Below are 24615 nucleotides of genomic sequence, written 5' to 3'. Positions count from 1 at the left end.
CGGGCGCCCGCGCGGGCAAGGAATTTCCGTGCGACGGCGCTCGTTGGCGCCTGCATGAGCACTGTGGAGCTGACCAAGGAGAACTTCGACGAGGTCGTGTCTACGAACGACTTCGTCCTCATCGACTTCTGGGCCGACTGGTGCGGTCCGTGCAAGATGTTCGGCCCGGTGTACGACAGGGCTTCGGGCGAGCATCAGGACCTGGTCTTCGCGAAGGTCGACACGGAGGCACAGCCGGAACTGGCCGCGGCCTTCCAGATCCAGTCGATCCCGACGCTGATGATCGTGCGCGACAAGGTGGCCATCTTCGCCCAGCCCGGCGCCCTGCCCGGGGCCGCGCTCGAAGACGTCATCGCCCAGGCGCGTGCCCTCGACATGGACGAGGTGCACAAGTCCGTGGCGGAGGCCCGGCAGAACAGCTGAAAACCCGTACGACCCGGTGCGCGAAACCGCCCGGACAGCCGGTCGCCTACCGGTGGTCCGGGCGGCTTCGCGCTGTCAGGACCCGCGCGGGGCACCGTTGTCGGAGGGTGCGCCTATGGTCGGTGGGGTGGAGGGAGACGGCGGGCGCGGGACGCGGGTGGCCGTGATGGCGGACGCCGTCGGAGCGGGCGGCCGGCTCCGGCCGGTCGGCGATGACGGGGAACCGGCCGGGGACGAGGTGGCGGTGGCGGATCTGGCCGCCGAGGTGGGGAGGCTGGAGGCGGCGCGGGCACCGCGGTGGGTGTGGGCGGTGACGGACGAGGTCTACCCGGCGCTGCCGCGGGTGGCGCGCTGCCATGACGTGAAGCTGGTGGAGGCGCTGCTGCTCGGGCAGGAGGGGCGGCACGGGCGGCCGAGGTCGCTGGGCGGCGCGTGGGCGCGGCTGCGCGGGCTGCCCGAACCGCCCGACGCGCCCGAGTCCGGCGCGGACGGGCGGCCCGTGCTGTTCGCCGCCGACCGGCATCGTCTGCCGCGGGACACGGACCCGCTGGCCGCCCTGGTCGCCGTGCACGCGGCCCAGCAGCGCCGGATCGCCGCGGGCGGCCACCCGGAGCGGATGCGGCTGCTGTGCGCCGCGGAGTCCGCCGGGGCGCTGGCCGCCGTGGAGATGGGCCGGGACGGGCTGCCGTGGAGCGCCGCCGCGCACGACGAGCTGCTGACGGCCCTGCTCGGGCCGCGCCCGGCCGGCGGTGCCCGGCCCGCCCGGCTCGTCGAGCTCGCCGGGCGCCTCCAGGAGGAGCTGGGCCGGCCGGTCAACCCCGACTCCCCCGCCCAGGTGCTGCCCGCGTTCGCCCGGATCGGGGTGCACCTGGCCTCCACCCGCTCCTACGAGCTGAAGCAGGTCGGCCATCCGGCCGCCGCCTTGCTGCTGCGGTACAAGGAGCTGTCCCGGATCCACGTCGCGCACGGCTGGGCCTGGCGGGAGCGCTGGGCGCCGGCCGGCCGCTTCCGCCCCGAGTACGTGGCCGGCGGCGTCGTCACCGGCCGCTGGGCGACCCGGGGCGGCGGCGCCCTGCAGATCCCCCGGCTGCTGCGGGCGGCGGTGGTCGCCGATCCGGGCCACCGGCTGGTGGTCGCCGACGCCGGCCAGTTGGAGCCGCGGGTGCTGGCCGCGATGTCCGGCGACCCCGGTCTGACCCGGGCGGCGGCGGCCGGCGACCTGTACGCGGCGCTGGCCGAGGACGCCTTCGACGGTGATCGGCCGCGGGCCAAGATCGGCCTGCTCGCGGCGATGTACGGGCAGACCGGTGGCGCGGCCGGCCAGCCGCTGGCGGTGATGCGGCGCAGTTTCCCCGCCGCGCTGGCCCTGCTGGAGGACGCGGCCCGCACCGGCGAGGCGGGCGGCGTCGTACGGTCGCAGCTGGGCCGGACGTCTCCCGCGCCGTCCGCCGACCGTTTCCCGGACGAGGCGGCCGACCCCGGTGACGGTTCCTCGCCGGACCGGCGGGCGGCCCGCTCCCGGGGACGGTTCACCCGCAACTTCGTGATCCAGGCGAGTGCTTCGGACTGGGCGCTGGCGATGCTGGCCGCGCTGCGGCGCCGGCTCGCCGCGATCGGCACGCAGCCGCGGCTGGTGTTCTTCCAGCACGACGAGGTGATCGTCCACACGCCCACCGCGCTCGCGCCGCAGGTGTCCGCCGCGGTCGAGGCGGCGGCGGAGGAGGCCAGCCGGCTGGTCTTCGGCCCCACCGGAGTGCCGTTCCCCCTGCACACGCACACGGTCAAGTGCTACGCGGACGCCAAGTAGGCCCCCCGGCCGTCCGCCGGCCGGGATGCGCGACGGGATCGGCGCCCCTGCCGGCGGCGGCGCCGGCAGGGGCCGCGGGTCCGGCGGCGGCGCCAGGCGCGAGGCAGGGCAGGAGGGGTCGGACGTGACTCCGCTCCCCGGCCGGCGGACACGGTTGCATCGCGGGAACCGTGGCCGTGCGGCGGGGAGCGGAGAGTTCGTGCGTCCGGGGTCAGCCCTGGTACTGGGCGAAGGTGCGGGTGAAGTCCCACGCCTGCTGCGAGACTCCGGAGCAGGTGTCGTCGTTCGGGTAGGCACCGGAGCAGGGGCGGTCCCGGTTGGCGGACCAGAAGGTCAGCCGGGCCAGGTGGTGGGTCTGCGCGTAGCCCAGGATGGTGCGGAAGTCGGCGACGGTGACGGTCTCGTTGTTGTCGGTGATGCCGTTCATGGACGAGATGCCGCTGTGCCGGTACGCCTGGTCATCGCTGTAGCCGTAGGCGTTCTTGAGGGCGTTCTTCAGGCCGTCGGCCGCCTGGGCGGTGAGGTTGCCCATGTTCTGCCCGGTGCCGCCGAAGTCGAACGGCATGATCGTCCAGGCGTCGACGGTCAGCCCGGAGGCCGCCGCCTTGTTGATCAGCCCGGTGTCGGGGCCGCTCTGCCCGGTGCCGATGGTGACGTAGACGGCGAGGCCGGGATTGTTGGCCTTGACGGTCTTGAGCGCGTCCACGGTGCGCTGCTGGACGGTGCCGCTGCTGTAGGCGTCGGCCTCGATGTCGATGTCGACGGCCTTGAGCCCGTAGGCGCTGATCACCTTCTGATAGGCGCCGGCCAGCGCGCTCGCACTGGTGCAGGACTGCTCCAGCTTGTTGCCGCTGTAGCCGCCGAAGGAGGGGACGACGTCGCCGCCGGCCGCCCTGATCTTGTTGACGGTGGTCTGGTCGACACCGCCGGTCAGTGCCCGGCCACCGTCCCACTGCGGGTTGCAGGTGCCGTTGCTGAGCACGAAGGCGAGGGTGAACCACTTGACGCCGGTGGCGTTCATGACGGTCGTCGGGTCCGGCGGGTTGCCCCAGCCGTTGTAGAGGTACGGCGCCACGGCCTGCACACCGCCGGCGGGCGGCGGCGGGCTGGTCGGCGGCGGCGTGGTGCCGGTGGGCAGCGTCCACTGCTGGTTGGCGCCGGTGCCGCAGGTCCAGATCTGCAGCCGGGTGCCGTTGGCGGAGCTGGGACCGGTGGCGTCCAGGCACTTGCCGGAACCGGCGTTGACCAGGGTGCCGCCGCTGCGGGTCCACTTCTGGGCGTTGGTGCCGTTGCAGTCGTAGAGCTGGACCGGGGTGCCGTTGGCGGTACCGGCCGCGGTCACGTCCAGGCACTTGCCCAGCGCCTGGAGCGAGAGGTCCGAGCCGACGGTCCAGCTCTGCGCGGTGGTGCCGTTGCAGTCGTAGAGCTGGATCGCGGTGCCGTTGGCGCTGCTCGCGGCGGCGACGTCCACGCACTTGCCGCCGTAGCCGGTGATGGCGCCGGTGGCCGCCTGGGCGGTCTGGGCGACGCCCAGGGCGCCGAGGGTTCCCGCGGCCAGGACGGCGGCCGCGGCGAGCACGCCGCTGTACTTCCTCATGAGCCGCATCAGCCGGTCACCGTCCACTTCTGGTTGGCGGAGCCGGTGCAGGTCCAGATCTGCAGCCGGGTGCCGTTCGCGGAGCTCTGGCCGGTCGCGTCGAGGCACTTGTTCGCGGCCGGGTTGACGATGTCGTGCGCCGCGGTGACGACCCATTGCTGGGCGGCCGTGCCGTTGCAGTCGTAGAGCTGGACGGCGGTGCCGTTGGCGGTACCGGCCGCGGTGACGTCCAGGCACTTGCCCAGCGCCCGCAGGGTGCCGTCGGTGGAGGTCCACTGCTGGGCGGTGGTGCCGTTGCAGTCGTAGAGCTGGATCGCGGTGCCGTTGGCGCTGCTCGCGGCGGCGACGTCCACGCACTTGCCGCCGATGCCGGTGATGGCGTGGCCGCCGCCGGGGCTGCCGGAGTCGCTGGTGGTGACGTGCACGTAGTCCACGACGAGCTGCTGCGGGAAGGTGGTGCCGCCGTCGGGGTCACCGGGCCAGTAGCCGCCGACCGCGAGGTTGAGCAGGAGGTAGAAGGGGTGGTCGAAGACCCAGCGGCTGCCGTTCAGGTCGGCCGGGGTACGGGTCTCGTAGACATGGCCGTCGACCGACCAGGCGATGGAACCAGGCGTCCAGTCGACGGCGAAGGTGTGGAAGGCGTCGGAGAAGCTCGCGCCGTTCGGCAGGGTGTATCCGGCGCCGATGCCGGCCGAACCGGAGTAGCCGGGGCCGTGGATGGTGCCGTGCACGCTGCCGGGCTCGAAGCCGACGTTCTCCATGATGTCGATCTCACCGCTGGTGGGCCAGCCGACCGAGCCGATGTCGTTGCCCAGCATCCAGAAGGCGGGCCACATGCCCTGGCCGCGCGGGAGTTTCATCCGCGTCTCGAAGTGGCCGTACGCCTGGGTGAACTTCTGCGGGGTGGACAGCCGGGCCGAGGTGTACTGGCAGGTGCCGTACCAGCACTGGTAGTCGGCCGGGTTCTCCTTGCGGGCGATGATGACCAGGTCGCCCTGCCCGTCGAGCGCGGCGTTGTGGTTGCCGCTGGTGTAGTACTCGCGTTCGTGGTTGTCGACGTTGTCACCGGTCTCGTAGCCCCACTTGGAGCTGTCGACGGCACTGCCCGCCGCGCCGTCGAAGTCGTCGGTGAAGGTCGCGGTGGCGGCGGCGGGTGCGGCGGCGATCGTGGCGGCCTGCCCGGTGGACGCGGAGGTCTGGAGCCAGCCGCCGAACAGCAGGGCGGCGGCGGCGATCACCGCGAGAGGGCGTATGCGTCGGGTGGGGGGTGATGCCGACATGGGACGGACTCCTCGGTCGGGAGGGCCAGAACACCGAAGGGTGATCATGACCCTGACAGACGGGAAGGCACAGTGCAGCGCGGGCAACTTCCATCACGTCTTAGTTCAGGACGTGATTTAAATGGTCTGAACCAACTGCCGTCAATACCTCCGGCAAAGGTCTGTACCTTAAAGTTCCCGGCGCTTCACCAGGGCGGCCAGCACCAGCACGCCGGGGATCAGCGGCAGCCAGGCGGTGAACAGCCGGTAGCCGAGCACGGCGGAGGTGGCGGCCACCGCCGAGGCCCCCGCGGTCACCAGGGCGAGGCCGAGGGCCGCGTCCAGCGATCCGAGCCCGGCGGGCGTCGGCAGCCAGCCGGCCGCCGTGCTCGCGAAGAGGTACGCCACCAGCACGCCGCTGACCGGCACCGGCGCGTGCACCGCGCGGATCACCGCGATCATCACGGACGCGTGCATCATCGGGAACGCCACCGAGCCGCCCCACAGCCCCGCCACCCGCACCCGGTCCCGGTGCAGCGCGCGCAGGTCGCAGGCCACCGACATCAGGAAGCCGCGCAGCCGCGATCGCAGCAGCCGGGCGCAGCGCGGCAACAGCAGCGCGAACACCACCAGCGCCGCCGCGACACCGGCGATCAGCAGCGGGCGGCCGGGCATCACCAGACCGCCCGGGGCGAGCCGGTGGAAGTGCAGCGCGGTCGGGAACATCAGCAGCACGGTCGTCAGCAGCACGAACCGGGCGAGCACGGCGGCGCCGGACCGTACGGCGAGCGAGGTCACCGACCGGGTCGGGGTCAGTCCGCGGCGGATCAGGAAGCGCAGGCTGACCGCGTTGCCGCCGACGCCCGCCGGCAGCACGTGGTTGGCGGCCGAGGCCGCGAACTGCGAGGCCAGCAGCAGCAGCGGCGGCAGCTTCTCGACGACCGCGCCCTGGAGCGCGGTCGCGGAGCACACCCAGGTCATGAACGCGGCGAAGGCGGCGGCGGCGAGCCAGTCGCGGTCGGCGGTGCTCAGCCGTCCCGCGCTGGAGTCGATCAGCGGCCACTGCCGGAACAGGAACAGCCCGACGAGCACGATCGGCACCACCACCGCCGCCGACCGGACGGCGGTGCGCTGCCAGGCCGACCGACCGGGAACACGCTGCCAGAGGGTGTCCTCGGTACGGGTGACGGTCACGGGGACTCCTCGTCGCGGGGAGGTTCGGCGGTGGGGGGCCGCCGTGAGCGGGACTCTGCGTGGCGAAGGGTGCGGCACAGGGCGGGACGGGGCATACGGGGACCGGACGGAACGGTGAACGGCCCGTCCAGACTAGGCCGCTCCCCGCCCGCCGACCTACCCGTGCAGGGCCACACGGGTCAACACACTCAGTGAAACCGGCGCAACGAACAGGTGCTTCCCGGCCGTGCGGCGCCCCGCGGGTCCGGTTGCGGCGCCCCTCCCGGACCGGCCGCGATTCCCCCGTTCGATGAGCGCCCCCAGTACGGCGCGTCACCGTTGTGTGCAAGGCACATCGCGGACACCCGCCGCGGACGGCCGGCGGGAACCCCGCGCGGGCCCTCGAACGCGCCGAGCCGCCGGTCCGCGACGACGCGCGGACCGGCGGCTGCTTCCTTCAGCGCGGCTCGCGGCGGTGAGAGGTCCGCCGGGAGCCGATCAGGGGTCAGTGGATCAGGAGGGTACCGTCCACTGCTGGTTGGCCGCGCCCGTGCAGTCCCAGATCTGCAGCCGGGTGCCGTTGGCCGAGCTCGGTCCCGTGGCGTCCAGGCAGCGCCCGGACTGCGGGTTGACCAGGGTGTTGTTGGCGCCCTTGGTCCACGCCTGCGACCCGGTGCCGTTGCAGTCGTACAACTGCACCTGGGTGCCGTTGGCGGTACCGGCCGCGGCGACGTCCAGGCACTTGCCCAGCGCCCGCAGAGTGCCGCCGGTGGAGGTCCACTGCTGGGCGGTGGTGCCGTTGCAGTCGTAGAGCTGCACCGCGGTGCCGTTGGCGCTGCTGCCCGCGGCCACGTCCACGCACTTGCCGCCGTAGCCGGTGATGGCGCCGGTGGCGCCGCCACTGCCCTGGGTACCGGCCCAGGTGAAGGTGGCCGCGGCGCCGCCGGGCAGCGAGTACGAGAAGTTCTCGTTGCCCCAGTTGACCCGCACGGTCTGCGCCGAGGCCGACTCGTTGTAGGCGATGAGCGCCTTGGAGCCGTCGGGGTTCTTCCAGGCGACGTTGCGGACGGTGGAGTTGTCGGTGGAGGCGATCCGGCTGGCGCCGGGCTGCACGAACTTCGTCAGGTGGCCCATCGTGTAGTACTCGACGGTGTAGTCGACCTGCCCGCTGCGGCTGTCGCCGTTGTGCACGGTGACCAGGCCGGTGCAGGTGCCGCAGCCGCCGTTGTGCGGACCCATGTTCTGGTCGACCGCCAGGCTCCACTTGACCCAGCTCTGCCCGTAGTTGCGGGTGTAGTCGATCAGGTTCTCCATGTCCTCCTTCTCCTGGTTGCCGATCCAGGTGCCGCCGGAGTGCTCGGTGTCGAAGGCGGGGACGTTCGGGTACTGGTTGTGGATCGTGGTCTGCTGGCCCACGTCGCCCTCGTACCCGTGCCAGGCGATGCCGCCGAAGTTGGGGTCGTTGCGGATCGTGGCGTCGTCCACGGTCGGGGCGGCGTAGCCCGCGTAGGAGTCCCAGTTCCAGTCCAGGGCCAGCACCTTGGTGGACAGCCCGGCCGCGTGCAGGGCCGGCAGCAGGTTGGTCTTGGTGAAGTACGCCAGACCGGAGCCGTTCCACTGCGCGGACGGGTATCCGCCGCAACAGGTGGGCTCGTTCTGCACGGTGATGTAGTTGATCGGCACGCCCTGCGCCTGGTACGCCTGGATGTACTTCACGAAGTACTGGGCGTATGCGGCGTAGTACTGCGACTGGAGCCAGCCCTGGCTGTAGGCGCCGTTGTCCTTCATCCACGGCGGCGGGGTCCAGGGGGTGGCCATCACGGTGACCGCCGGATTGAGCTGGCGGGCCTGCTTGGTGAGCGGCAGCACGTCAGTGAGGTCGTGCGCGATGGAGAAGTGCGCGAGGGTCGGGTCGGTCTGGCCGGCCGGCATGTCGTCGAAGGTGTAGTTGTCGCGGGCCAGGTCGGAGGCGCCGATCGGGTTGCGCAGGAAGTCCAGCCCGATGCCGTTGACCGGGTCGAAGAGCTTTTGCATCACCGAGGTGCGGGTGGCCGCGGACAGCGCGCCGCTGGAGTTGAGCAGATAGGCGGCGGTGTCGGTGAAGGATGCGCCGCCGCCGGTGAACTGCTGGTACTTGGTGTTCTCGTCCACCGTGATCTGCTGCCCGGCGCCGCCGGTGCCGGCGGCGAAGGAGACCGGGGTCTGCTGCTGGAGGCCCTTGGAGACGGTACGGCCGCCGGAGTCGCTGGTGGTGGTCAGATAGACCTGCACGCTCTCGCCCGCGGCGTGCGCACTGGAGGGCAGGACCAGGGTGGGGGTGACGGCCGCCGCGGCGGCGGCCAGTATTCCGACGAGAGTACGGCGCAGGGTGAACCGGCCCGCACGGGGGCGGGTTGCTGAGCTCATGGTCGTTGCCCTTTCGGCAGTGGCATGGGCCTGACACGAACGACCGTGCAGCGTGGGGGTCTGCACGCTTGTTTCATCACTTGTTTCACGACTTATATCGCGTCGTGATTTAACTAGCCGACCTCAAGGGCGTCAAGGCATCCGACAGCGCCCGAGCCCCTGGAACACCATGAAACACGGCTGAGTCGGCGCCTATCGGGCCGATGACCTGCGATGCATTGGTCCAGACCGGTGGAGTACGGAAAACGGTCGCGGAATCAGCGATTCCGGATCAGCGGGGGGCCGGTGCGGTACTGCCGCGCGGCACCAGCTCCAGCGCGTCCAGCAGGACATCGGCGACGTCCTCGCCGTTGATCAGCGCCAGCAGCGCGGCGGCGGCCCGCTCCCCGTACTCCGGCACCTGGCGGCTGACCGCGGTGAGCGCCGGGTGCACCAGCCGGCACAGCTCGCTGTCGTCCCAGGCCACGACGGACAGTTCGCCCGGCACCGAGACGCCCATCTCCTGGGTGACGCCCAGCGCGGCGACCGCCATCACGTCGTTGTCGTAGACGATCGCAGTGGGCCGGGTCGAGCCGGACAGCAGGCGGCGGGTGGCGCGGGCGCCGTCCTCGCCGGAGTAGTCGGTGTGCACCGAGAGTATGCCGGGCAGCGAGAGCTCGGCGGCGCACCGGTCGAAGACCTCGCCGCGCTCCCGGGTGTGCACGAACCGCGCCGGGCCGGCCACCCGGGCGATCCTGCGGTGTCCCATCGCGGCCAGGTACGCCAGCGTCTCACGTACCGCCGAGGCGTCGTCGAACCACAGCGAGGGCGCGCTGGAGACGCCGGCCGCGTGGCCCACCAGCACGGCCGGCAGGCCGAGTTCGGCGAGCAGCGCGAGCCGCCGGTCGTCCTCGCGCAGATCGACCAGCAGCACCCCGTCCACTCGCTGCTCGGCCCACCAGCGGCGGTACGCGGCCTCCTCGGCCGCCGCGTCCTCGGTGACCTGGAGGAGCAGCGCGGTGCCGCTGGCGGCGAGCCCGGCCTCGACCCCGGAGATCAGCCGCATGAAGAACGGCTCGATGCCGAGCACCCAGGCCGGCCGGTCCACCACCAGCCCGATCGCGCCGGCCCGCCCCTCGGACAGCGCGCGGGCGGCGCTGCTGGGGTGCCAGCCCATCCGGGCGGCGATCCCCACGATCCGCTCGCGGGTCTGTTCCGAGACGCCCGCCTTGCCGTTGAGCGCGTACGACACCGCGCCCTTCGAGACCCCCGCGGCCTCGGCGATGTCGGCGATGGTGGGACGCTTCAACGGGCTCATAGGTCCTGCACGTCCTCGGAGGTGGCGGGGCCCGCGCGGCGAGCTGGTGACGGATGACCGGCCACACCCTAACAACGCGGAAGGGGCGGCCGGACCGGCCCGGCCGCCGCGGCGCCCCGACGCGGCCGGGTGCCGCCGCCCGTGGCCCCGGGTGCCGGTCCCGGCCCGCTCCGCCCCGATCGCCGGAGCACGGCTCCTCACGCCCCACCGGCACCCGGGGTCACGGGCGGTGCCCGCGTCCCGCGTCCGACAGGCCGGTCCACGGGTACGGCGACCAGGCCGGCGCGCGGTCCTTGTCGATCAGCGCGGCCCGCACGCCCTCGTGGAAGTCGGGGGCGTGGGCGATCCGGCGGGCCAGGCCGAGCTCCCGGGCCAGGCAGTCGGCCAGGCTCGATCCGGCGCCGGCCCGCAGCAGGCCGAAGGTGACGGCGAGGCTCATCGGCGAGGCCGCCGCCAGCAGCGCGAGGGTCTCGTCGGCCCACTCCCGGTCCGCGTCCTCGGCGGCGAGCCGGCCGCGCAGTTCGCCGAGGTCCGGGGCGGTGAAGCAGCGCTCGACGGCCGGCCGGTGCGCGGCGAGGGCGGACGGCGGCGCGGCGGCGGCGTACCGGTCCAGTGCCGCGGCGGGCGGCTCGCCGGCCAGCAGCGCGGCCTCCAGCGCGGGCAGTTCGGCGGCGGGCACGTAGTGGGTGGCCAGGCCGCACTCCACGGCCGCCGCGCCGCCGATCCGCAGACCGGTCAGGCCGAGGTACCAGCCGGTCGCGCCGGGCAGCCGGGGCAGGAAGTGGCTGGCGCCGATGTCGGGGAAGAACCCGATGGCGGTCTCCGGCATGGCGAGCACCGCCCGCTCGGTGACCACCCGGGCCGAGCCGTGCACCGAGATGCCGAGACCGCCGCCCATCGCGTAGCCGTCGATGAGCGCGGTGTACGGCTTGGGGTAGCCGGCGATCAGCGCGTTGAGCGCGTATTCGGCGGCGAAGTAGGTGTGCACGGCCGCGTCGTCGCCGCGTACCCCGGCGTCGCGCACCGCCCTGATGTCACCGCCGGCGCAGAACGCCTTGGGCGAGGTGCTGCGGATCACCACCGACCGTACGGCCGGGTCGTCCCGCCACTCCTCCAGGGCCTTCGTGATCAGCCGGACCATGGTCAGGTCCAGCGCGTTGAGCGCCGCGGGCCGGTCGAGATCGATCACCGCGGTGCCGGCGCTGACGCGGCTGGTGACGGGCGGGGCGGCGGTGTCCATGGGGCTCCAGTCGGTCGTACGGTCACGGGGGCGGCCGGGCGGCGGCCGCCGCCCGGGGCCCGGCGGGCCTTCTCGGCCACGGCCCGGGGCCCGGGGGCGCCTCCATCCAAACACCCGCCGGGACCGGCCCGTCCGGGCGGCCCGGCGGGCGGTACCGGTCGCCGCCCGGGGCACGGCGTTGGTAGGCTCACCGCGGGCCGTGACTGGCGCGCTGGGATGGGGTCAACCATCAGGGAGCGGCCCGTACGCAACTCCACCGAGTGCCGTGCGCCTGGGCCGTCCCGTTTCCGGATCCGCTTCGAACCCGAGGACCCCCATGGCCGAGCAGTCGTCCGCCGCGCCGACCGGCACCGCGTACACCCCCGAATCGATCGCCTACCGCAACGCACTCGACGTGATCCGGGCGGTGGAGCCGCGGATCGCGGACGCCATCGGCCGCGAGCTCACCGACCAGCGCGAGATGCTCAAGCTGATCGCGAGTGAGAACTACGCCTCCCCGGCCGTCCTGCTGACCATGGGCAACTGGCTCAGCGACAAGTACGCCGAGGGCACTGTCGGCCGGCGCTTCTACGCGGGCTGCCGCAACGTGGACACGGTGGAGGAGCTGGCCGCCGAGCACGCCCGCAACGTCTTCGGCGCCGCGCACGCCTACGCGCAGCCGCACTCGGGCATCGACGCCAACCTGGTCGCCTTCTGGGCGGTGCTGTCGCAGCGGGTGGAGAGCCCGGCGCTGGCCAGGGCCGGGGTGCGGCAGGTCAACGACCTGTCCGAGGAGGACTGGGCCGAGTTGCGCGCCGCGTTCGGCAACCAGCGGATGCTCGGCATGTCGCTGGACGCGGGCGGCCACCTCACCCACGGCTTCCGGCCGAACATCTCCGGCAAGATGTTCGAGCAGCGCAGCTACGGCACCGACCCGGTGACCGGGCTGCTGGACTACGACGCGCTGCGCGCCACGGCCCGGGAGTTCCGGCCGCTGATCCTGGTCGCGGGCTACTCCGCCTATCCCCGGCTGGTCAACTTCCGCATCATGCGGGAGATCGCCGACGAGGTCGGGGCCACCTTGATGGTGGACATGGCGCACTTCGCGGGCCTGGTGGCCGGCAAGGTGCTGACCGGCGACTTCGACCCGGTACCGCACGCGAACATCGTCACCACCACCACCCACAAGTCGCTGCGCGGCCCGCGCGGGGGCATGGTGCTGTGCGACGAGGGGCTGGCCGAGCACGTGGACCGCGGCTGCCCGATGGTGCTCGGCGGCCCGCTGCCGCATGTGATGGCGGCCAAGGCGGTCGCGCTGGCCGAGGCGTCCCGGCCGGAGTTCGGCGACTACGCGCAGGCCGTGGTGGACAACGCGCGGGCGCTGGCCGAGGGCCTGCTCAAGCGGGGCGCGAAGCTGGTCACCGGCGGCACCGACAACCACCTGGTGCTGATCGACGTCTCCGGCTACGGCCTGACGGGCCGTCAGGCGGAGGCGGCGCTGCTGGAGTCGGGCATCGTCACCAACCGCAACTCGGTGCCGCAGGACCCGAACGGCGCCTGGTACACCTCGGGCATCAGGATCGGCACCCCGGCGCTCACCACCCGGGGCCTGGGCGCGCCCGAGATGGACGAGATCGCCGGACTGATCGACACGGTACTGGCCGGGACGAGTGCGGCGCCCGCGCCCAAGGGCGGTCTGTCCAAGGCGCACCACGCGCTGGACACGGCGGTGGCCGAGCAGGTCGCGGACCGTGCGGCGGACCTGTTGACGGGCTTCCCGCTCTACCCTGGCATCGACCTGAGCTGACGTCCTGTCGGGCCGGCGGCGGCCCGGCCCCTCCCACGTCCCGGCACGTTTGAGGGCGCCGCTCGACGCGGCGCGCGGCGGGCCGGGGCGGCGGGCCGCCGACTCAGGTGAAGGACCAGATGACGCCGTGGTCGGCCACGGTCAGCCCGACCAGGACCGCCAGGTCGGCGATACCGAGGGCGAGGCCGAGCAGGGCGCGCCCGCGACGGCCGGTGCCCCGGGCCAGCGCGGCCAGGGCCAGCACGACGGCGGCCGGGCCGAGCACCAGGTTGAGGACCAGCAGGCCCGGCAGGCCCAGCAGGAAGGACGCCACGGCCATGCCGTCGGCGTCGCGGTTGCGGTCGCGCGCGGCCGGGGTACCGGTCGCGACCGGGGTGGCTGCGGTGTGCACGGTGTTCCCTCCGGAAGCTGTCGTGGGGTTGGCGGGGCCCCGGGGTGCCGCGGCGCCGTGGCCGGGCGGGTGCCCGGGGCTGGATGGCCGATGTCAGGCGCCGGCCGATGTCAGGCGTCAACCGCGGTGGCGGCCGAGGCGTTCGCGGACCGCGAAGCCGGCCAGCCAGAGCACGATGGCGACGGCCGCCACGGTGAAGGCGGTGAGCGAGGTGTGGGCGGCGGCGCCCATCAGGATGCCCATGCCCAGCAGAAGGACGACGAGGCTCATGTCCGCTGCACCTCCGAGGAGTCGGGATTTTCAGCTTACAGTTGTTCACTGACTCCTTGAGTCTAGCCCCGGCCGGAACTGGAGAAACCGGGAGAACAGCTGTTTACTGAATGACATGGGTCACACGTCCGCCGGGGTCCGCCGGACCCAGAAGCAGCACACCCGCCAGGCTCTGCTGGACGCCGGACTGCGGCTGCTGGAGCACCAGAACCTCAGCAGCCTGGGCCTGCGCGAGCTCACCCGGGAGGTCGGAGTCTCCCCCGCCGCCTTCTACCGGCACTTCCCGGACATGGCCGGCCTCGGCGTCGCACTGGTCGGCGAGGCGCTGGGCAGCCTGCACACCGCCATCCGGGCGGTGATGGCCGACGGCTCGGCGGACTCGGCCGCGCGCATCGACCGTACGGTGGCGATCACCGCGGAGTACGTGGACCGGCACCGGCCGCACGTCCGCTTCATCGCCCGGGAGCGCTTCGGCGGCGTCCGGCCGGTCCGCGAGGCGATCGCCGGCGAGCTGCGGCGCTTCGCCGACGAGGTGGCGGTCGGCCTGGCCGGGCAGCCGCTCTCCGCCGGGTGGCCGGCGGACGACGTGCGGGTGCTGGCGGAGCTCTACGTCGACCACACGGTGATGACGGCGACGGCCTTCCTCGACGTGGCCCCGGGCGACGACGCGCGGCGCGAGCGGGTCGCCCACACGGCGGGGCTGCGGATGCGCATCATCAACACCGGGCGCGAGCACTGGCCGGTTCCGGAGACGTGACGGCCGGGCCTGCCGGCTCTCCGGACCCGCTGTGCTCGCACCGGCGGCGACGGCGGCGCGGACGCGGGCACCGCAGGCCGCGGGCGGCACGGGCGGCCGGGCGTCACCGCGGGAGGCGCGAGGTTGGTGCGGGCCGTGGCGGGCCCGCACCAGACCTCCCCCCGCCGGATCCGTTCCCCCCTGCGCGGATCCCCAGTGCTTGGGGCACCGGTCCGGCCATCATGGACCGGCGGGCCGCGGAAGAGGAGGACGCAACGTGCCGGCCGGCGGACCCAACGCGCCATACCGCGGGTAGGCTGCGAGGACGCCCGCCGCGGAACCACCGGGGCCCGTGGGAGGGCTGTTGTCCGCCGATCGCCGGAGGGAGCAGGAGTGCCGCCAGCAGACCCGACCGCCGCCCTGCCGACGCCCGCCCTGCCGGCCCCCGTTCCCGGGCCGGCCGGCGCCGCGGACGCCTTCGCGCCGGCCGCCGCGCTCACCGAGAGCGTCGCCCTGCCGCGGTTCATCGCCACCGCGGCCTCCCGCGGGACCCGGGAGGCCGAGGCGCTGGCGCGGGCCGCCGGGGTGCCGGCGGTCCTGCGCGGACCGGAGGCCGCCCGCGTCCCCTCGTCGTCCACCTACCGGTTGTGGGACGCGGTGCTGGCCCGTACCGGACGGCCGGACGTCGGGTTGCTGGCCGCCACCCGCTACCGGCCGGGGCGGCTCGACCTGTTCGACTACCTCTTCAGCACCGCGCCCACCGTCGGCGCAGGCCTGGCCGACGTGATCGGCGGCATCCACGTACTGAGCACCAACTCCGTGATGACCGTCGAGGAGTCCGCCGACGAGCTGACCGCCGACTACGGCGTGCGGGACGGCGACCGGCGGCTGCGCGGTGTGGTCGCCGAGTTCTCCTTCGCGGTGTTCACCTCGCTGCTGCGGCACGCCACCGCGAGCGCGCTGTCCCCGAGCCGGATCACCTTCACCCACAAGCCGCCGCACGGGCTGCACCGCTACGCCGACGCCTTCGGCTCGGCCCGGATCGAGTTCGGCGCGGCCACGGACTCGCTGACGCTCCACCGCCGCGATCTCGCGGTGCCGCTGGTCACCGCGGACGCCTCGCTCGCCGCGATCATCCGCCGCAACGCCGCCGCGCTGCGCCCGCCGTCCCGCCCGGCCGCCCGGACGCTGCTCGCGGCGGAGGCCGCGGTACCCGGCCTGCGGGACGTGATAGCCGCGCAACTTCCGGGCGGCCGACCCTCGTTGGCGACGGCGGCCGGCCGGCTGGCGATCAGCCAGCGGACCCTGCAGCGCCGCTTGGGCGAGGTCGGCACCACCTGGCGGGCCGAGGTGGACGCGGTACGGCGCGAGCAGTCCGCCGGACTGCGCCGTGAGGGCGGCGGTCCGGCCCAGCTCGCGAGCCGGCTGGGCTTCGCCGAACCGCGTTCGCTGCGGCGCGCGATGCGCCGCTGGGACGCCGAGGGGCACCCCGGCGCGGACCCGGGTATCGGCTGACCTGGTCCGGCCCGGCCGCGGGGGCGCGCGTCGCGGTTCCGCGCGCCTGAAATCCCGGCGTTCGGGAGGACGGAAGGCAACGGTGCCACTAGCCTGAGTCGCCAGCAGGGTCGGTGACGTCGGAGCCTGGAGGGCCGGATGGACCCAGAGCCCGCACAGACGGCGGAAGTCGTACGGTCAGGCGGTCGGCCGGGGGAGCAGCTGGCCCGGTTACTGGCCCGCGCCGAGAACGGCACCCGGATCGCGCGGCAACTCGCTGAGGCGCGGTTCGCGTTGATGCACTACTGCGGTCTCCAGTCCTGCCGGCACGCCAAGGGGCCGCCGCGCGGGCTGGACCGCAGGACGTACCGCCATAGTTTCCTGCTGCCCGACGGCGAGGTCCTGGTGCTGTGGGAGCTGGAGCACAACACCGGCCCCGACGGCCGGGTGCGGCACGCGGTGTTCGCCGACCGCGACGACATGGCGCTCGCCGAGTGGGCGGTGGACACAGCCTTCGGCGGCGCCGGCGGCCCGGCCGAACTGCCGTCGGACCCCTGGCCGTTGCCCGGTGGGACGGCCGGGCCGGCGGTCCCCGGCGAACCGGACCCGGCCGACGAACCACCGGTCCCGGGCCGGGAGGCCTACCGCCGCGCGTACACCGAGAACCGGTCGCCCGAGCACGCCCGGCGGCTGCTGCGCCGGGCCAGCAACGCCAACGCGCCCGGCGAGGACGTGCTGCTGCAGCTGCACGCGGCCATCGCGCACGACATCAGCATCGTCACCCGGCGCAGTTCGGTGATCGGGGGCCGACTGGTCTCCTGGGCACTGTACGAGCACGCCTTCCTGCTGCTGGACGGCGGCGAGCTGAGCCTGTGGGAGATCGACCACACCCGTACCCCGGACGGCCACCCGGTGTGCGAGGTCTACCCGTCCCGGGACGCCGCCCTGGACACCGCGGTCCGCCGGATCGAGGCGGGCGGGGCCGGCGGGTAGCGGCGGGCCGCCGGCCGGGTGACGCCGCGGGGGCCGGCCGCCCCCGCGGCGTCACGCCGCCGCGGCGGTCAGAAGGTGGCGGGCGGGTTGACCTGCGAGGCGGTGACGCCGGTACCGGCCACGTCCCACTTGGCGAAGATCTTCGCGTAGTCGCCGGACGCGATCAGCTTGTTGACCGCGTCGGACAGTGCCTTGGCGATCGGCGAGCCCTTGGCGGTGACGAACCCGACCGGCGTGGTGCTGATCTGGCCGAGGTACTTGGTGTTCGGCACGTGGGTCGCGTCGTACTTCAGGCTGAGCGTCGGGCCGAAGTAGATGTCCACCTTGCCGTTGGCCAGGCCGAGGAAGATCGGCGCGCTGTCGGTGAAGTACTGGACCTTGTACGGCTTCTTGCCGACCCCGGCGCACTTGGAGGCGCCGTCGGTGAGGATCTGCTGGAAGGTCGACCCCGGGCTGGTGGCGATCGTCAGCCCGCACAGGTCGGTGAGCTGCGTGGCGGAGTCGATCGGTACGTCCTTGGCGCCCAGGAAGGACTGGCCGTCGTTGAGGTAGGTCGCGAAGTCGACCACCTCCTCGCGGGCCTTGGTGACGCCGAAGTTGTCCTGGCCGACGTCGTACTTGGCGTTCTGGACGCCGGGGATCACCGTGGGGAAGGTGCCGTACTCCACGTTCCAGGTGACGCCGAGCACCTTGGCGACGGCGTTGCGCAGGTCGACGTCGAGGCCGATGGGGTCGCCGTCGGAGTTCTCGCCGCCGTGCGGCAGGCCGGAGACGCCGGGCGTCTGGGTGGTGCCGAGGGTCAGCTTGCCGGCGGCGCGGATCTTGGCGGGCAGCTCCGCGTTCAGCGTCGGGTCGGTGGCGACGGCGGAGACGACGTCCTGGTCCGGGATGGCGGTGGAGGCGGCCGACGTGGCCGGGGCGGCGGCGGTCGTGGCGCCGGTACCGGAGGGCGCGGCCGAGCCGGAGTCGTCGGAGGAGCTGCCGCAGGCGACCAGCAGGGTCAGTCCCACGGCTGCCGCGGCGGTGGCCGCGGCCAGGCGCGGTACGCGGCGGCTGGAGCGTCTTTCGGTGGTCACGGGATTGCCTCTCGCACGGTGGTCGGTCCCGGTGCGGGACGTGGCGGGCACCGGGACGGGGGAAGAGAAGAGAAAAGGGGGGCGGCCGGGCGGGGATCCGGTCGCGCGACTGCCCGCAGCACCACGAGGGGCCGCCGGAGCGGGCCCCGGCCGGCCGCGCGGCGACGGCGGGCGGGAAGGAACGGGAGCGGTACGGAGCCGGAGCGCCGGGACCGGACCGGACCAAACCGGGCCGGTCGCGGGCGGGTCCTCAGACGGTCAGCGGGCCCGGGGACGTCTCGGTACCCGGACACAGGGCGCTGCTGACCCGCAGCAGGTCGACATGGCGGCGGACCACAAGGACCGGGAACGCACCACGCGGGCGTGCCGCGTGCCGGCAGTGCCGTATGTCCATGTCCGTCCCCTCGTTCCCCTCGGTCCCGTCGGGCCCTTGGGGGCACCGCGCTTACGGGACGTCCGTGTCCCGTCGGGTCGTCACCTGGAGCACCCCGCCGCGGAGGAGGGTTGCTGGTCAGCCAGCCAGGGCTGCGCGCTGACGCTCGTAACCAGGGGTCACGTTAACCGCCCGGCGACTTTCGGACAATCCCCGCGGGAGCGACGAACGTCACTGTCCGGGCCCCCCGGGGCACGCGTACCGGCCGCCGCACCGGGGAAACGGTCGTGGGGCGGCCGGTGTTCGGCCGGTGGGGGATTGTGTCCGGCGGCGTCGCGGAGTTACGGTGCTGGCAGGTCATGAGTGTCAGCGACAAGCCCTGGCTCGCTGAACGGCAACCCTCCTCCGCGGCGGGGTGCTCCAGGTGACGACCGGGCGGGACCGAAGACGGCTCCGCAAGCGCGGGCTCGAGCGGGTGCGAGCCGATCGAGGCGGAGGTGACGTGGTGCGGGAAAACCCTGGGCGGTTCATGACCACCGTTGCCATGTACTCACGGCGTCACATCGACCTCCAGCGCGTCGCCGGCGCGCTGTGTCCGGGTCAGCCGACGGCCGCCCTGCGGCCCACCGCATCCCCGCCCGCGCCGCTTCCCCGCTGCCTTCGGCGCTCCTAGCCCCCGCCGGTCGGGGGCGGCCGGAACCCCGACCCCGACCCGCTCGGCCCGCCGGACGCGGCACCGGACCCCCGGCGCCGACGGTGAGGCCGGCACCCGCGCGGGCCACTTCGACCGCCCCGCCCTGCCCCGCCCACTGCCACGCCGCGGCCCGAGCGCCCCGCGCGAAGCCCCAAGGAGGCCCGCCCGCATGAGCAGACCCCGCAAGCAGATCCACCTCGCGGCCCACTTCCCCGGCGTCAACAACACCACGGTGTGGAGCGACCCGGCGGCCGGCAGCCAGATCGAGTTCAGCTCCTTCGCGCACCTGGCCCGTACCGCCGAGCGGGCCAGGTTCGACTTCCTGTTCCTGGCCGAGGGCCTGCGGCTGCGCGAGCAGGGCGGCGAGATCTACGACCTGGACGTGGTGGGACGCCCCGACACCTTCACCGTCCTCGCCGCGCTGGCCGCCGTCACCGACCGGCTGGGACTGGCCGGGACGATCAACTCCACCTTCAACGAACCGTACGAGGTGGCCCGCCAGTTCGCCTCCCTGGACCACCTGTCGGCCGGACGCGCCGCCTGGAACGTCGTCACCTCCTGGGACGCCTTCACCGGCGAGAACTTCCGCCGCGGCGGCTTCCTCGCCCAGGACGACCGCTACGAGCGGGCCCGGCAGTTCCTGGAGGCGACGTGGAAGCTGTTCGACTCCTGGCGCGGTGACGAGATCATCGCCGACAAGGAGTCCGGCCGGTTCCTGGCCGCGCCGGGTCCCGGGCGCTTCGACCATCACGCCGACCACTTCGACGTCTCCGGCCACTTCAACGTGCCGCGCAGCCCGCAGGGCCGCCCGGTGGTCTTCCAGGCCGGCGACTCCGAGCAGGGCCGGGAGTTCGCGGCGTCGGCTGCGGACGTCATCTTCACCCGGCACGGCACCCTGGAGGCGGGAAAGGCGTTCTACGCCGACGTCAAGGGCCGGCTGGCGAAGTACGGGCGCTCCCCCGAGGAGCTGCTGGTACTGCCGGGCATCACCTTCGTCCTGGGCGACACCGAGGCGGAGGCGCACGAGAGGGCGGATGTGGTCCGGCACCAGCAGGTCAGCGGGCAGACCGCGATCAAGTTCCTGGAGCAGCTGTGGAACCGCGACCTGAGCGCGTACGACCCCGACGGGCCGCTGCCCGCGGTCGATCCGCTGGTCGGCGAGAACACCATCGCGCGGGGCCGGGCCGGCGTGGGCAAGCGCGACCCGCTGCCGATCGCGGCGCAGTGGCGGGCGCTGGCCGAGGAGAAGAAGCTCTCGATCCGGGAACTAGTCGTCGAGCTGACCAGGCGGCAGGTCTACGTCGGCACCCCGGAGCAGGTGGCACGAACCCTCGACGAGTTCGTGCAGGCCGACGCGGGTGACGGCTTCATCCTCGCGCCGCACCTGACGCCCGGCGGGCTCGACGAGTTCGCCGACACCGTCGTCCCGCTGCTCCAGGAACGCGGCGTCTTCCGCACCGAGTACACGGGCGACACCCTCCGGGACCACCTGGGTCTCAGGGCGGCCGGCGCTCCGGCGGCAGCCGCCCCCACCGTCACCACCAGCACCGACGAGCACGCCGACCGGGTGCGTTCGTACCAGCCGCAGGCCAAGGAGTGGAGCAAGCGATGACCGCGGCCCGAGCGCAGCACAGGGAAGACCGCCACGAACGCCTCGGCCTACGGCCGGCGGGTCGGCCGCCGAAGCCGCAGACGCACGGTCCGGGGGACGGCCAGGGCGTCCGGGCGGACGGGCGTACGCTGGAGCCGGCGGAGTTGCGGCGGGTGTTCGGGACCTTCCCGACCGGTGTCACCGCTGTCGCCGCGCTGGTCGACGGGGTGCCCGTGGGCCTGGCCGCCAACTCCTTCACCTCGGTGTCCCTCGACCCGCCGCTGGTGTCCGTCTGCGTGGCGCACACCTCGACCACCTGGCCGGTGCTCAGGGACCGCGCCCGGCTCGGCGTCAGTGTGCTCGGCGCCCACCAGGAGCGCGCCTGCGCGCAGCTCGCGGGCCGCGGCGGCGACCGGTTCGCGGGCCTGGACTGGCACGCCACCGACGACGGCGCGGTACTGCTGGCCGGCGCCAGCGCCTGGTTCGACTGCGCCGTCGAGCAGCACATACGGGCCGGCGACCACGACATCGTGCTGCTGCGGATCCACGAACTGGGCGCCGACCACGCCGTCGCGCCCCTGGTCTTCCACGCCAGCCGTTTCCGGCGTCTCGAAGAGGCCGCCGACCGGGCCCACCCTCCGAAGGAGTAGTCGACATGACCGCGCAGACCCAGGAACTCGACCGGGCGGACTTCGTCCAGCAGTGGCAGGAGTGGCAGGCCGGGCGCGAGCGCGTGCTGGGCGACCCGCACGGCTTCCTCGCCATCACCAGCCTGAACTGGCTCGACGCCACTCCTACCCGTTTCCCCGACGCACCCGGTGCCTGGTCCACCACCGAGGAGGGCGTGGTGGTGGAGCTGGCCGAGGGCGAGGAGCTGACCCTGGACGGGCGGACGCTGCGCGGCCGGCACGGTTTCGGTGAGATCGCCGAGCGGGCGAGCCTGTACCCCGCGGCGGGGGACGCGGTGATCGAGATCGCCAAGCGCGGCGGCCACGACATCCTGCGCCCCCGCCACCCGGAGAACGGACTGCGGGTCGGCTTCTCCGCCACCCCCGCGTACGAGCCCGACCCGCGCTGGGCCCGCACCGGCCGCTTCGTGCCGTTCGACGTGCCGCGGCCGGTGACGGTCGGCGCGGCCGTCGAGGGGCTCCAGCACGTCTACGACGCCCCGGGCCAGGTGGAGTTCGACCTGGACGGCGCCACCTACCGGCTGACCGCCTTCAACGGCCACGCCCCCGGCAGTCTGCTCGTGCTGTTCACCGACGCCACCTCCGGCGTGACGACGTACGCGGCCAACCGGTCGCTGTCCGTCGGCACCCCCGACGCGGAGGGCACCGTGGTCGTCGACTTCAACCGCGCGTCCAACCTGCCCTGCGCCTACACCGACCTCGCCACCTGCCCGCTCCCCCCGGCCGGGAACAGGCTCCCGGTCGCGGTCGAGGCGGGCGAGAAGATCCCGTACGAGCGGGCGGGCGGCCAGTAGCCCGCGCGGGGCCCGTCCAGGAGCCCACCGGCCCGGGTGGTCGGACGGCCCGGTGGTCGGACGGCCCGGTGGATCCGGGCGACCGGCCCGGCGCCGTATCTTCCGGTCGGTGGCGGGCGGTCCGGCTGCCGGCGGAGACGGGGGCGGAGACGGGGGCGGAGACGGGGGCGGAGACGGGGGCGGAGACGGGGCCGGAGTCAGCCGCGGCGCGGCCGCGGGTCCGCTCGGGGGCGCCGCTCCTCCTCCACGGTGAAGGCGGTCAGCGACAGCCGGGACAGCGGCGGCACCGGGCCGGTCCGTCCCGCGCGGCGCCAGGCGATGGCCACGGTCAGCCGGACCGTCTTCCCGGCCGCGTACAGCAGCAGCGCGGCGAGCGGGAGCTCGGCGAACGCGGCGGTGAGCACCGATCCGGTCGGGGCGCCGCCGTTCCAGTCCAGCACGATGTCGAACCAGGCGTCGCAGCACAGCAGGGTGGCGGTCGCCACCGCGGACGGCACGAAGATCCGCAGCCGCCGCCACGCGCTCAGCGCGGTGACGCCGTTCGCGGCGATCAGGGCGGCGTCGAAACCGACTCAGGCCAGGCGCCACTGGTCGACCTCGTGACGGGCTGGCAGGCTCGCCGAGAGGTAGGCGATCCAGGGGACCAGGAAGAGGAGACTGCCGGTCACGACGACGAGGAACAGCCGGCGCAGGGGGCGCAGGTGCGGATCGTCCGGGGCGGGGACCTCTGGCTGCATGCCGTTCACTGTGCCGGATCGCCGCGCGGCGAGAGAGCTCCGGCCGGCGGTTTCCAGGCCGTTTCACATGGTCGGCGGCATACGGGTGCCCGTCGGAACGGAGCCCCCGGAGACTCGGCCGCGGCGCTCCGGCGCGGGGCCGGGCGCCGCCGCCGCGGATCCCCGGTGGGGCCGGTGAGGCCGCGCGGCGGCGCGCTCCACCGGGCCGGTCGCGGCCCGCCGCGGCCGCCCGCCCCGCCGCGGCCGCTCTGTCCCCCGCGGCTGCCCGGTGCGCCGGACGCCCGGTGCCGCGCCCCGGCGCACGGCGGGCGCGCACCGGCCGTACGGTGTCCGCTGGTCGGCGGTCGGGCGCGCGGTGGCGGTCTTTGTGGCGGGTGCGGGGAATGACGGCGTGGCGTGCTCCGGGGTGCGGCGCCGCGCGCCGCCGTCCGGTCCTGGCGTGTCGGTGCGGCCGGTACCGGTGGCCGGACGGCCGTCGTCGGGGACCGGCGTCGGCGGACCGCTGTGCACCACCCCGTCCCGGAACGGCGTGGGCAGCGCCCCGGCGCAGGTCACGACGGTGAGCAGGCCGAACGCGCACATGGCCGCGAGGCTTCCGAGCACCGCCCGCGCGGACCAGCCGGGCCGGGCCCGCCCGGGGCCCCGGGTGCACGCCCGGGCCCCGGCCGCTGCCCGCGCCGCGCGGAAGGCCGCCAACGCGGCCTCCTCCCGCAACGGGTCGCCGGGCCGGCGGGCGGCCGGGTCGGTGAGCGCCCGGACCACGGCGGCCAGCCGCGCCTCCGCGGGCGCGCCGGGCTCGGCGGCAGCACCCTCCAGCAGCCGCTCGACTCGCTCCGGTGCGGGTTCGGGCCGCTCCGCCGACGTGTCCACCACCTGCCTCCCCGGGTCGTCCGCCGGGCCGCCGGAGCCGTCGGTCCAGGACGCGGTCCTACACCTCACAGCGCCCACCGCCGTGAAAACGTCACACCCGGCCCAGGGGCACCGCCGCGACCGCCCGTCGCGGCCTCAGATCGTCAGCCGCGGACCGAGGACCGGCAGCAGCCGGTCGGCCAGCAGGCGGTGGGCCGGATCGGAGGAGCGCCAGCGCAGCTTGTGCCGGGTGCCGTCGGCCATCTGCACGGTGAGACTGGAGGTGGCGATGCCGCGGCGCAGCCGGGCGTGGACGATGTCCCGGAACGGGATGATCTTGTTGGTCCGGTGGGCGGACAGGATGGCGGCCGGGTCGTAGCCGACGCTGTGGCCGGACCTGCGGGCCGACGTACCCGTGGCGTAGGTGTTCACCACCGTCTCCAGCCAGCCGCTGCGGGTCCGCAGCAGGCAGGCCGGCATCACCCACAGGTTGCCGTGCACCCAGTCCAGCCGGCCGGTGGTGCAGGTGCGGGCCACCAACTGGCCGTGTTCCAGTCGCATCCGGGACGCCCGGCCGACCGCGCGCTCCAGCATCGCGTCCCAGGCGTCCAGCGAGCGGACCCGGCGGCGCTCCCACACCGCGTCGGTCTCCGAGACGAAGCCGATCCGGACCCGGCCGCCGGGGCTGAGGTCCACGACGAGCCCGACCTTCCAGTCCGGCCCGGTGACCTCGACCACCAGGTGCTCCGCGGGCGGCTCGCCGTCGCCGCCCGGTGCGGCGGGTTCGGGTCCGAGCAGTGTCGACGCGGTCCACAGCCCGTCGGCGGTCCACTGGGCCGCGCACTGGGCCACCCTCTCCGCGGCCGGTTCCAGGTCCACTCGTGTGCTCATCACTTCGATGATGGCGGATGGCGGGGCGGTACGGCCAGGTGGCCGCCCA

At 74.0% G+C, this 24615-nt stretch carries 24 protein-coding genes and 3 riboswitches; of the genes, 10 read left to right on the top strand and 14 right to left on the bottom strand.

Going from position 1 to position 24615, the window contains the following annotated elements; translation table 11 throughout:
* Positions 1-54: 54 nt before the first annotated feature.
* Together trxA and RLT57_RS28380 are read left to right on the top strand one after the other, a co-directional pair.
* Positions 55-423 carry a thioredoxin gene (gene trxA / locus RLT57_RS28385; protein WP_311300097.1) on the top strand — a complete coding sequence of 123 codons (369 nt, stop codon included), beginning with the start codon at positions 55-57 and terminating at the stop codon, positions 421-423.
* 166 nt (positions 424-589) lie between these two features.
* Complete coding sequence (locus RLT57_RS28380) at positions 590-2230, top strand: bifunctional 3'-5' exonuclease/DNA polymerase (RefSeq protein ID WP_311300901.1); 1641 nt, start codon at positions 590-592, stop codon at positions 2228-2230.
* Between the two features lie 211 nt (positions 2231-2441).
* Here the strand turns inward: RLT57_RS28380 and RLT57_RS28375 are convergent, their stop codons facing one another.
* The 6 genes from RLT57_RS28375 to RLT57_RS28350 form a co-directional block, all read right to left on the bottom strand.
* Positions 2442-3827: a ricin-type beta-trefoil lectin domain protein gene (locus RLT57_RS28375; RefSeq protein WP_311300096.1), complete on the bottom strand. Its 1386-nt coding sequence runs from the start codon at positions 3825-3827 to the stop codon at positions 2442-2444.
* An 8-nt stretch (positions 3828-3835) separates the two neighbouring features.
* A complete protein-coding gene (locus tag RLT57_RS28370) occupies positions 3836-5107 on the bottom strand; it encodes a ricin-type beta-trefoil lectin domain protein (protein WP_311300095.1) in 1272 nt (423 codons plus the stop codon).
* 168 nt (positions 5108-5275) lie between these two features.
* A complete protein-coding gene (locus RLT57_RS28365; RefSeq protein WP_311300094.1) occupies positions 5276-6280 on the bottom strand; it encodes a lysylphosphatidylglycerol synthase transmembrane domain-containing protein in 1005 nt (334 codons plus the stop codon).
* A gap of 492 nt (positions 6281-6772) precedes the next feature.
* Entirely contained in the window at positions 6773-8665 is a 1893-nt protein-coding gene (locus RLT57_RS28360) for a ricin-type beta-trefoil lectin domain protein (RefSeq protein ID WP_311300093.1), read from the bottom strand.
* Positions 8666-8936: 271 nt separating this feature from the next.
* Positions 8937-9962, bottom strand: coding sequence for a LacI family DNA-binding transcriptional regulator (locus tag RLT57_RS28355; protein WP_311300092.1), 1026 nt, complete (start codon positions 9960-9962; stop codon positions 8937-8939).
* Positions 9963-10182: 220 nt separating this feature from the next.
* Positions 10183-11202 carry an enoyl-CoA hydratase/isomerase family protein gene (locus tag RLT57_RS28350; protein ID WP_311300091.1) on the bottom strand — a complete coding sequence of 340 codons (1020 nt, stop codon included), beginning with the start codon at positions 11200-11202 and terminating at the stop codon, positions 10183-10185.
* Positions 11203-11391: 189 nt separating this feature from the next.
* Positions 11392-11486, top strand: a riboswitch (ZMP/ZTP riboswitch).
* A 32-nt stretch (positions 11487-11518) separates the two neighbouring features.
* On the opposite strand from RLT57_RS28350, the gene RLT57_RS28345 reads away from it, so the two are divergent.
* Entirely contained in the window at positions 11519-12988 is a 1470-nt protein-coding gene (locus RLT57_RS28345; RefSeq protein ID WP_311300090.1) for a glycine hydroxymethyltransferase, read from the top strand.
* A gap of 103 nt (positions 12989-13091) precedes the next feature.
* On the opposite strand, the gene RLT57_RS28340 is transcribed toward RLT57_RS28345, so the two are convergent.
* Both RLT57_RS28340 and RLT57_RS28335 read right to left on the bottom strand, forming a co-directional pair.
* Positions 13092-13307, bottom strand: coding sequence for a DUF4190 domain-containing protein (locus tag RLT57_RS28340; protein ID WP_311300900.1), 216 nt, complete (start codon positions 13305-13307; stop codon positions 13092-13094).
* A 189-nt stretch (positions 13308-13496) separates the two neighbouring features.
* Positions 13497-13649, bottom strand: coding sequence for a hypothetical protein (locus RLT57_RS28335; RefSeq protein ID WP_311300089.1), 153 nt, complete (start codon positions 13647-13649; stop codon positions 13497-13499).
* A gap of 115 nt (positions 13650-13764) precedes the next feature.
* Between RLT57_RS28335 and RLT57_RS28330 the strand changes: the two genes are divergently transcribed.
* The 3 genes from RLT57_RS28330 to RLT57_RS28320 all read left to right on the top strand — a co-directional run bounded on the left by RLT57_RS28330 (position 13765) and on the right by RLT57_RS28320 (position 16872).
* Positions 13765-14406: a TetR family transcriptional regulator gene (locus RLT57_RS28330; protein WP_311300088.1), complete on the top strand. Its 642-nt coding sequence runs from the start codon at positions 13765-13767 to the stop codon at positions 14404-14406.
* 372 nt (positions 14407-14778) lie between these two features.
* On the top strand, positions 14779-15900 hold the full coding sequence (locus tag RLT57_RS28325) for an AraC family transcriptional regulator (RefSeq protein WP_311300087.1): 1122 nt from the start codon (positions 14779-14781) through the stop codon (positions 15898-15900).
* A 138-nt stretch (positions 15901-16038) separates the two neighbouring features.
* The gene (locus tag RLT57_RS28320; RefSeq protein ID WP_311300086.1) at positions 16039-16872 is read left to right on the top strand and encodes a DUF6227 family protein; all 834 of its coding nucleotides are present in this window, start codon (positions 16039-16041) and stop codon (positions 16870-16872) included.
* Positions 16873-16940: 68 nt separating this feature from the next.
* Here the strand turns inward: RLT57_RS28320 and RLT57_RS28315 are convergent, their stop codons facing one another.
* A complete protein-coding gene (locus RLT57_RS28315; RefSeq protein ID WP_311300085.1) occupies positions 16941-17948 on the bottom strand; it encodes an ABC transporter substrate-binding protein in 1008 nt (335 codons plus the stop codon).
* 250 nt (positions 17949-18198) lie between these two features.
* Positions 18199-18342 carry a putative leader peptide gene (locus tag RLT57_RS33585; RefSeq protein WP_399129575.1) on the bottom strand — a complete coding sequence of 48 codons (144 nt, stop codon included), beginning with the start codon at positions 18340-18342 and terminating at the stop codon, positions 18199-18201.
* Positions 18343-18384: 42 nt separating this feature from the next.
* Positions 18385-18495: riboswitch (SAM riboswitch) on the bottom strand.
* A 181-nt stretch (positions 18496-18676) separates the two neighbouring features.
* Positions 18677-18789, top strand: a riboswitch (SAM riboswitch).
* A 61-nt stretch (positions 18790-18850) separates the two neighbouring features.
* On the opposite strand from RLT57_RS33585, the gene RLT57_RS33580 reads away from it, so the two are divergent.
* The 4 genes from RLT57_RS33580 to RLT57_RS28300 all read left to right on the top strand — a co-directional run bounded on the left by RLT57_RS33580 (position 18851) and on the right by RLT57_RS28300 (position 22089).
* The gene (locus RLT57_RS33580) at positions 18851-18994 is read left to right on the top strand and encodes a putative leader peptide (protein ID WP_399129573.1); all 144 of its coding nucleotides are present in this window, start codon (positions 18851-18853) and stop codon (positions 18992-18994) included.
* A 190-nt stretch (positions 18995-19184) separates the two neighbouring features.
* A complete protein-coding gene (locus RLT57_RS28310; RefSeq protein ID WP_311300084.1) occupies positions 19185-20627 on the top strand; it encodes an NtaA/DmoA family FMN-dependent monooxygenase in 1443 nt (480 codons plus the stop codon).
* Positions 20624-21256 (top strand): flavin reductase family protein, encoded by a 633-nt coding sequence (locus RLT57_RS28305; protein WP_311300083.1) that lies wholly within the window; start codon positions 20624-20626, stop codon positions 21254-21256. The genes RLT57_RS28310 and RLT57_RS28305 overlap by 4 nt, the downstream gene beginning before the upstream one ends.
* Before the next feature lie 5 nt (positions 21257-21261).
* Positions 21262-22089 (top strand): DUF1684 domain-containing protein, encoded by an 828-nt coding sequence (locus RLT57_RS28300; RefSeq protein WP_311300082.1) that lies wholly within the window; start codon positions 21262-21264, stop codon positions 22087-22089.
* Between the two features lie 197 nt (positions 22090-22286).
* Here RLT57_RS28300 and RLT57_RS28295 read toward each other — a convergent pair whose 3' ends face one another.
* The 4 genes from RLT57_RS28295 to RLT57_RS28280 form a co-directional block, all read right to left on the bottom strand.
* Positions 22287-22586, bottom strand: coding sequence for a hypothetical protein (locus tag RLT57_RS28295; protein WP_311300081.1), 300 nt, complete (start codon positions 22584-22586; stop codon positions 22287-22289).
* A 75-nt stretch (positions 22587-22661) separates the two neighbouring features.
* Positions 22662-22826, bottom strand: a complete 165-nt coding sequence (locus RLT57_RS28290) for a hypothetical protein (RefSeq protein WP_311300080.1) — start codon at positions 22824-22826, stop codon at positions 22662-22664.
* Positions 22827-22889: 63 nt separating this feature from the next.
* Positions 22890-23765: a hypothetical protein gene (locus tag RLT57_RS28285; RefSeq protein WP_311300079.1), complete on the bottom strand. Its 876-nt coding sequence runs from the start codon at positions 23763-23765 to the stop codon at positions 22890-22892.
* A gap of 66 nt (positions 23766-23831) precedes the next feature.
* Positions 23832-24566: a hypothetical protein gene (locus tag RLT57_RS28280; protein WP_311300078.1), complete on the bottom strand. Its 735-nt coding sequence runs from the start codon at positions 24564-24566 to the stop codon at positions 23832-23834.
* Positions 24567-24615: the final 49 nt, after the last annotated feature.

The organism is Streptomyces sp. ITFR-21, assembly GCF_031844685.1.
In the GTDB taxonomy this organism is placed as follows: Bacteria; Actinomycetota; Actinomycetes; order Streptomycetales; family Streptomycetaceae; genus Actinacidiphila.
Note: the sequence above shows the minus strand (reverse complement) of the source record. Positions and strands in the feature narration are given on the sequence as shown.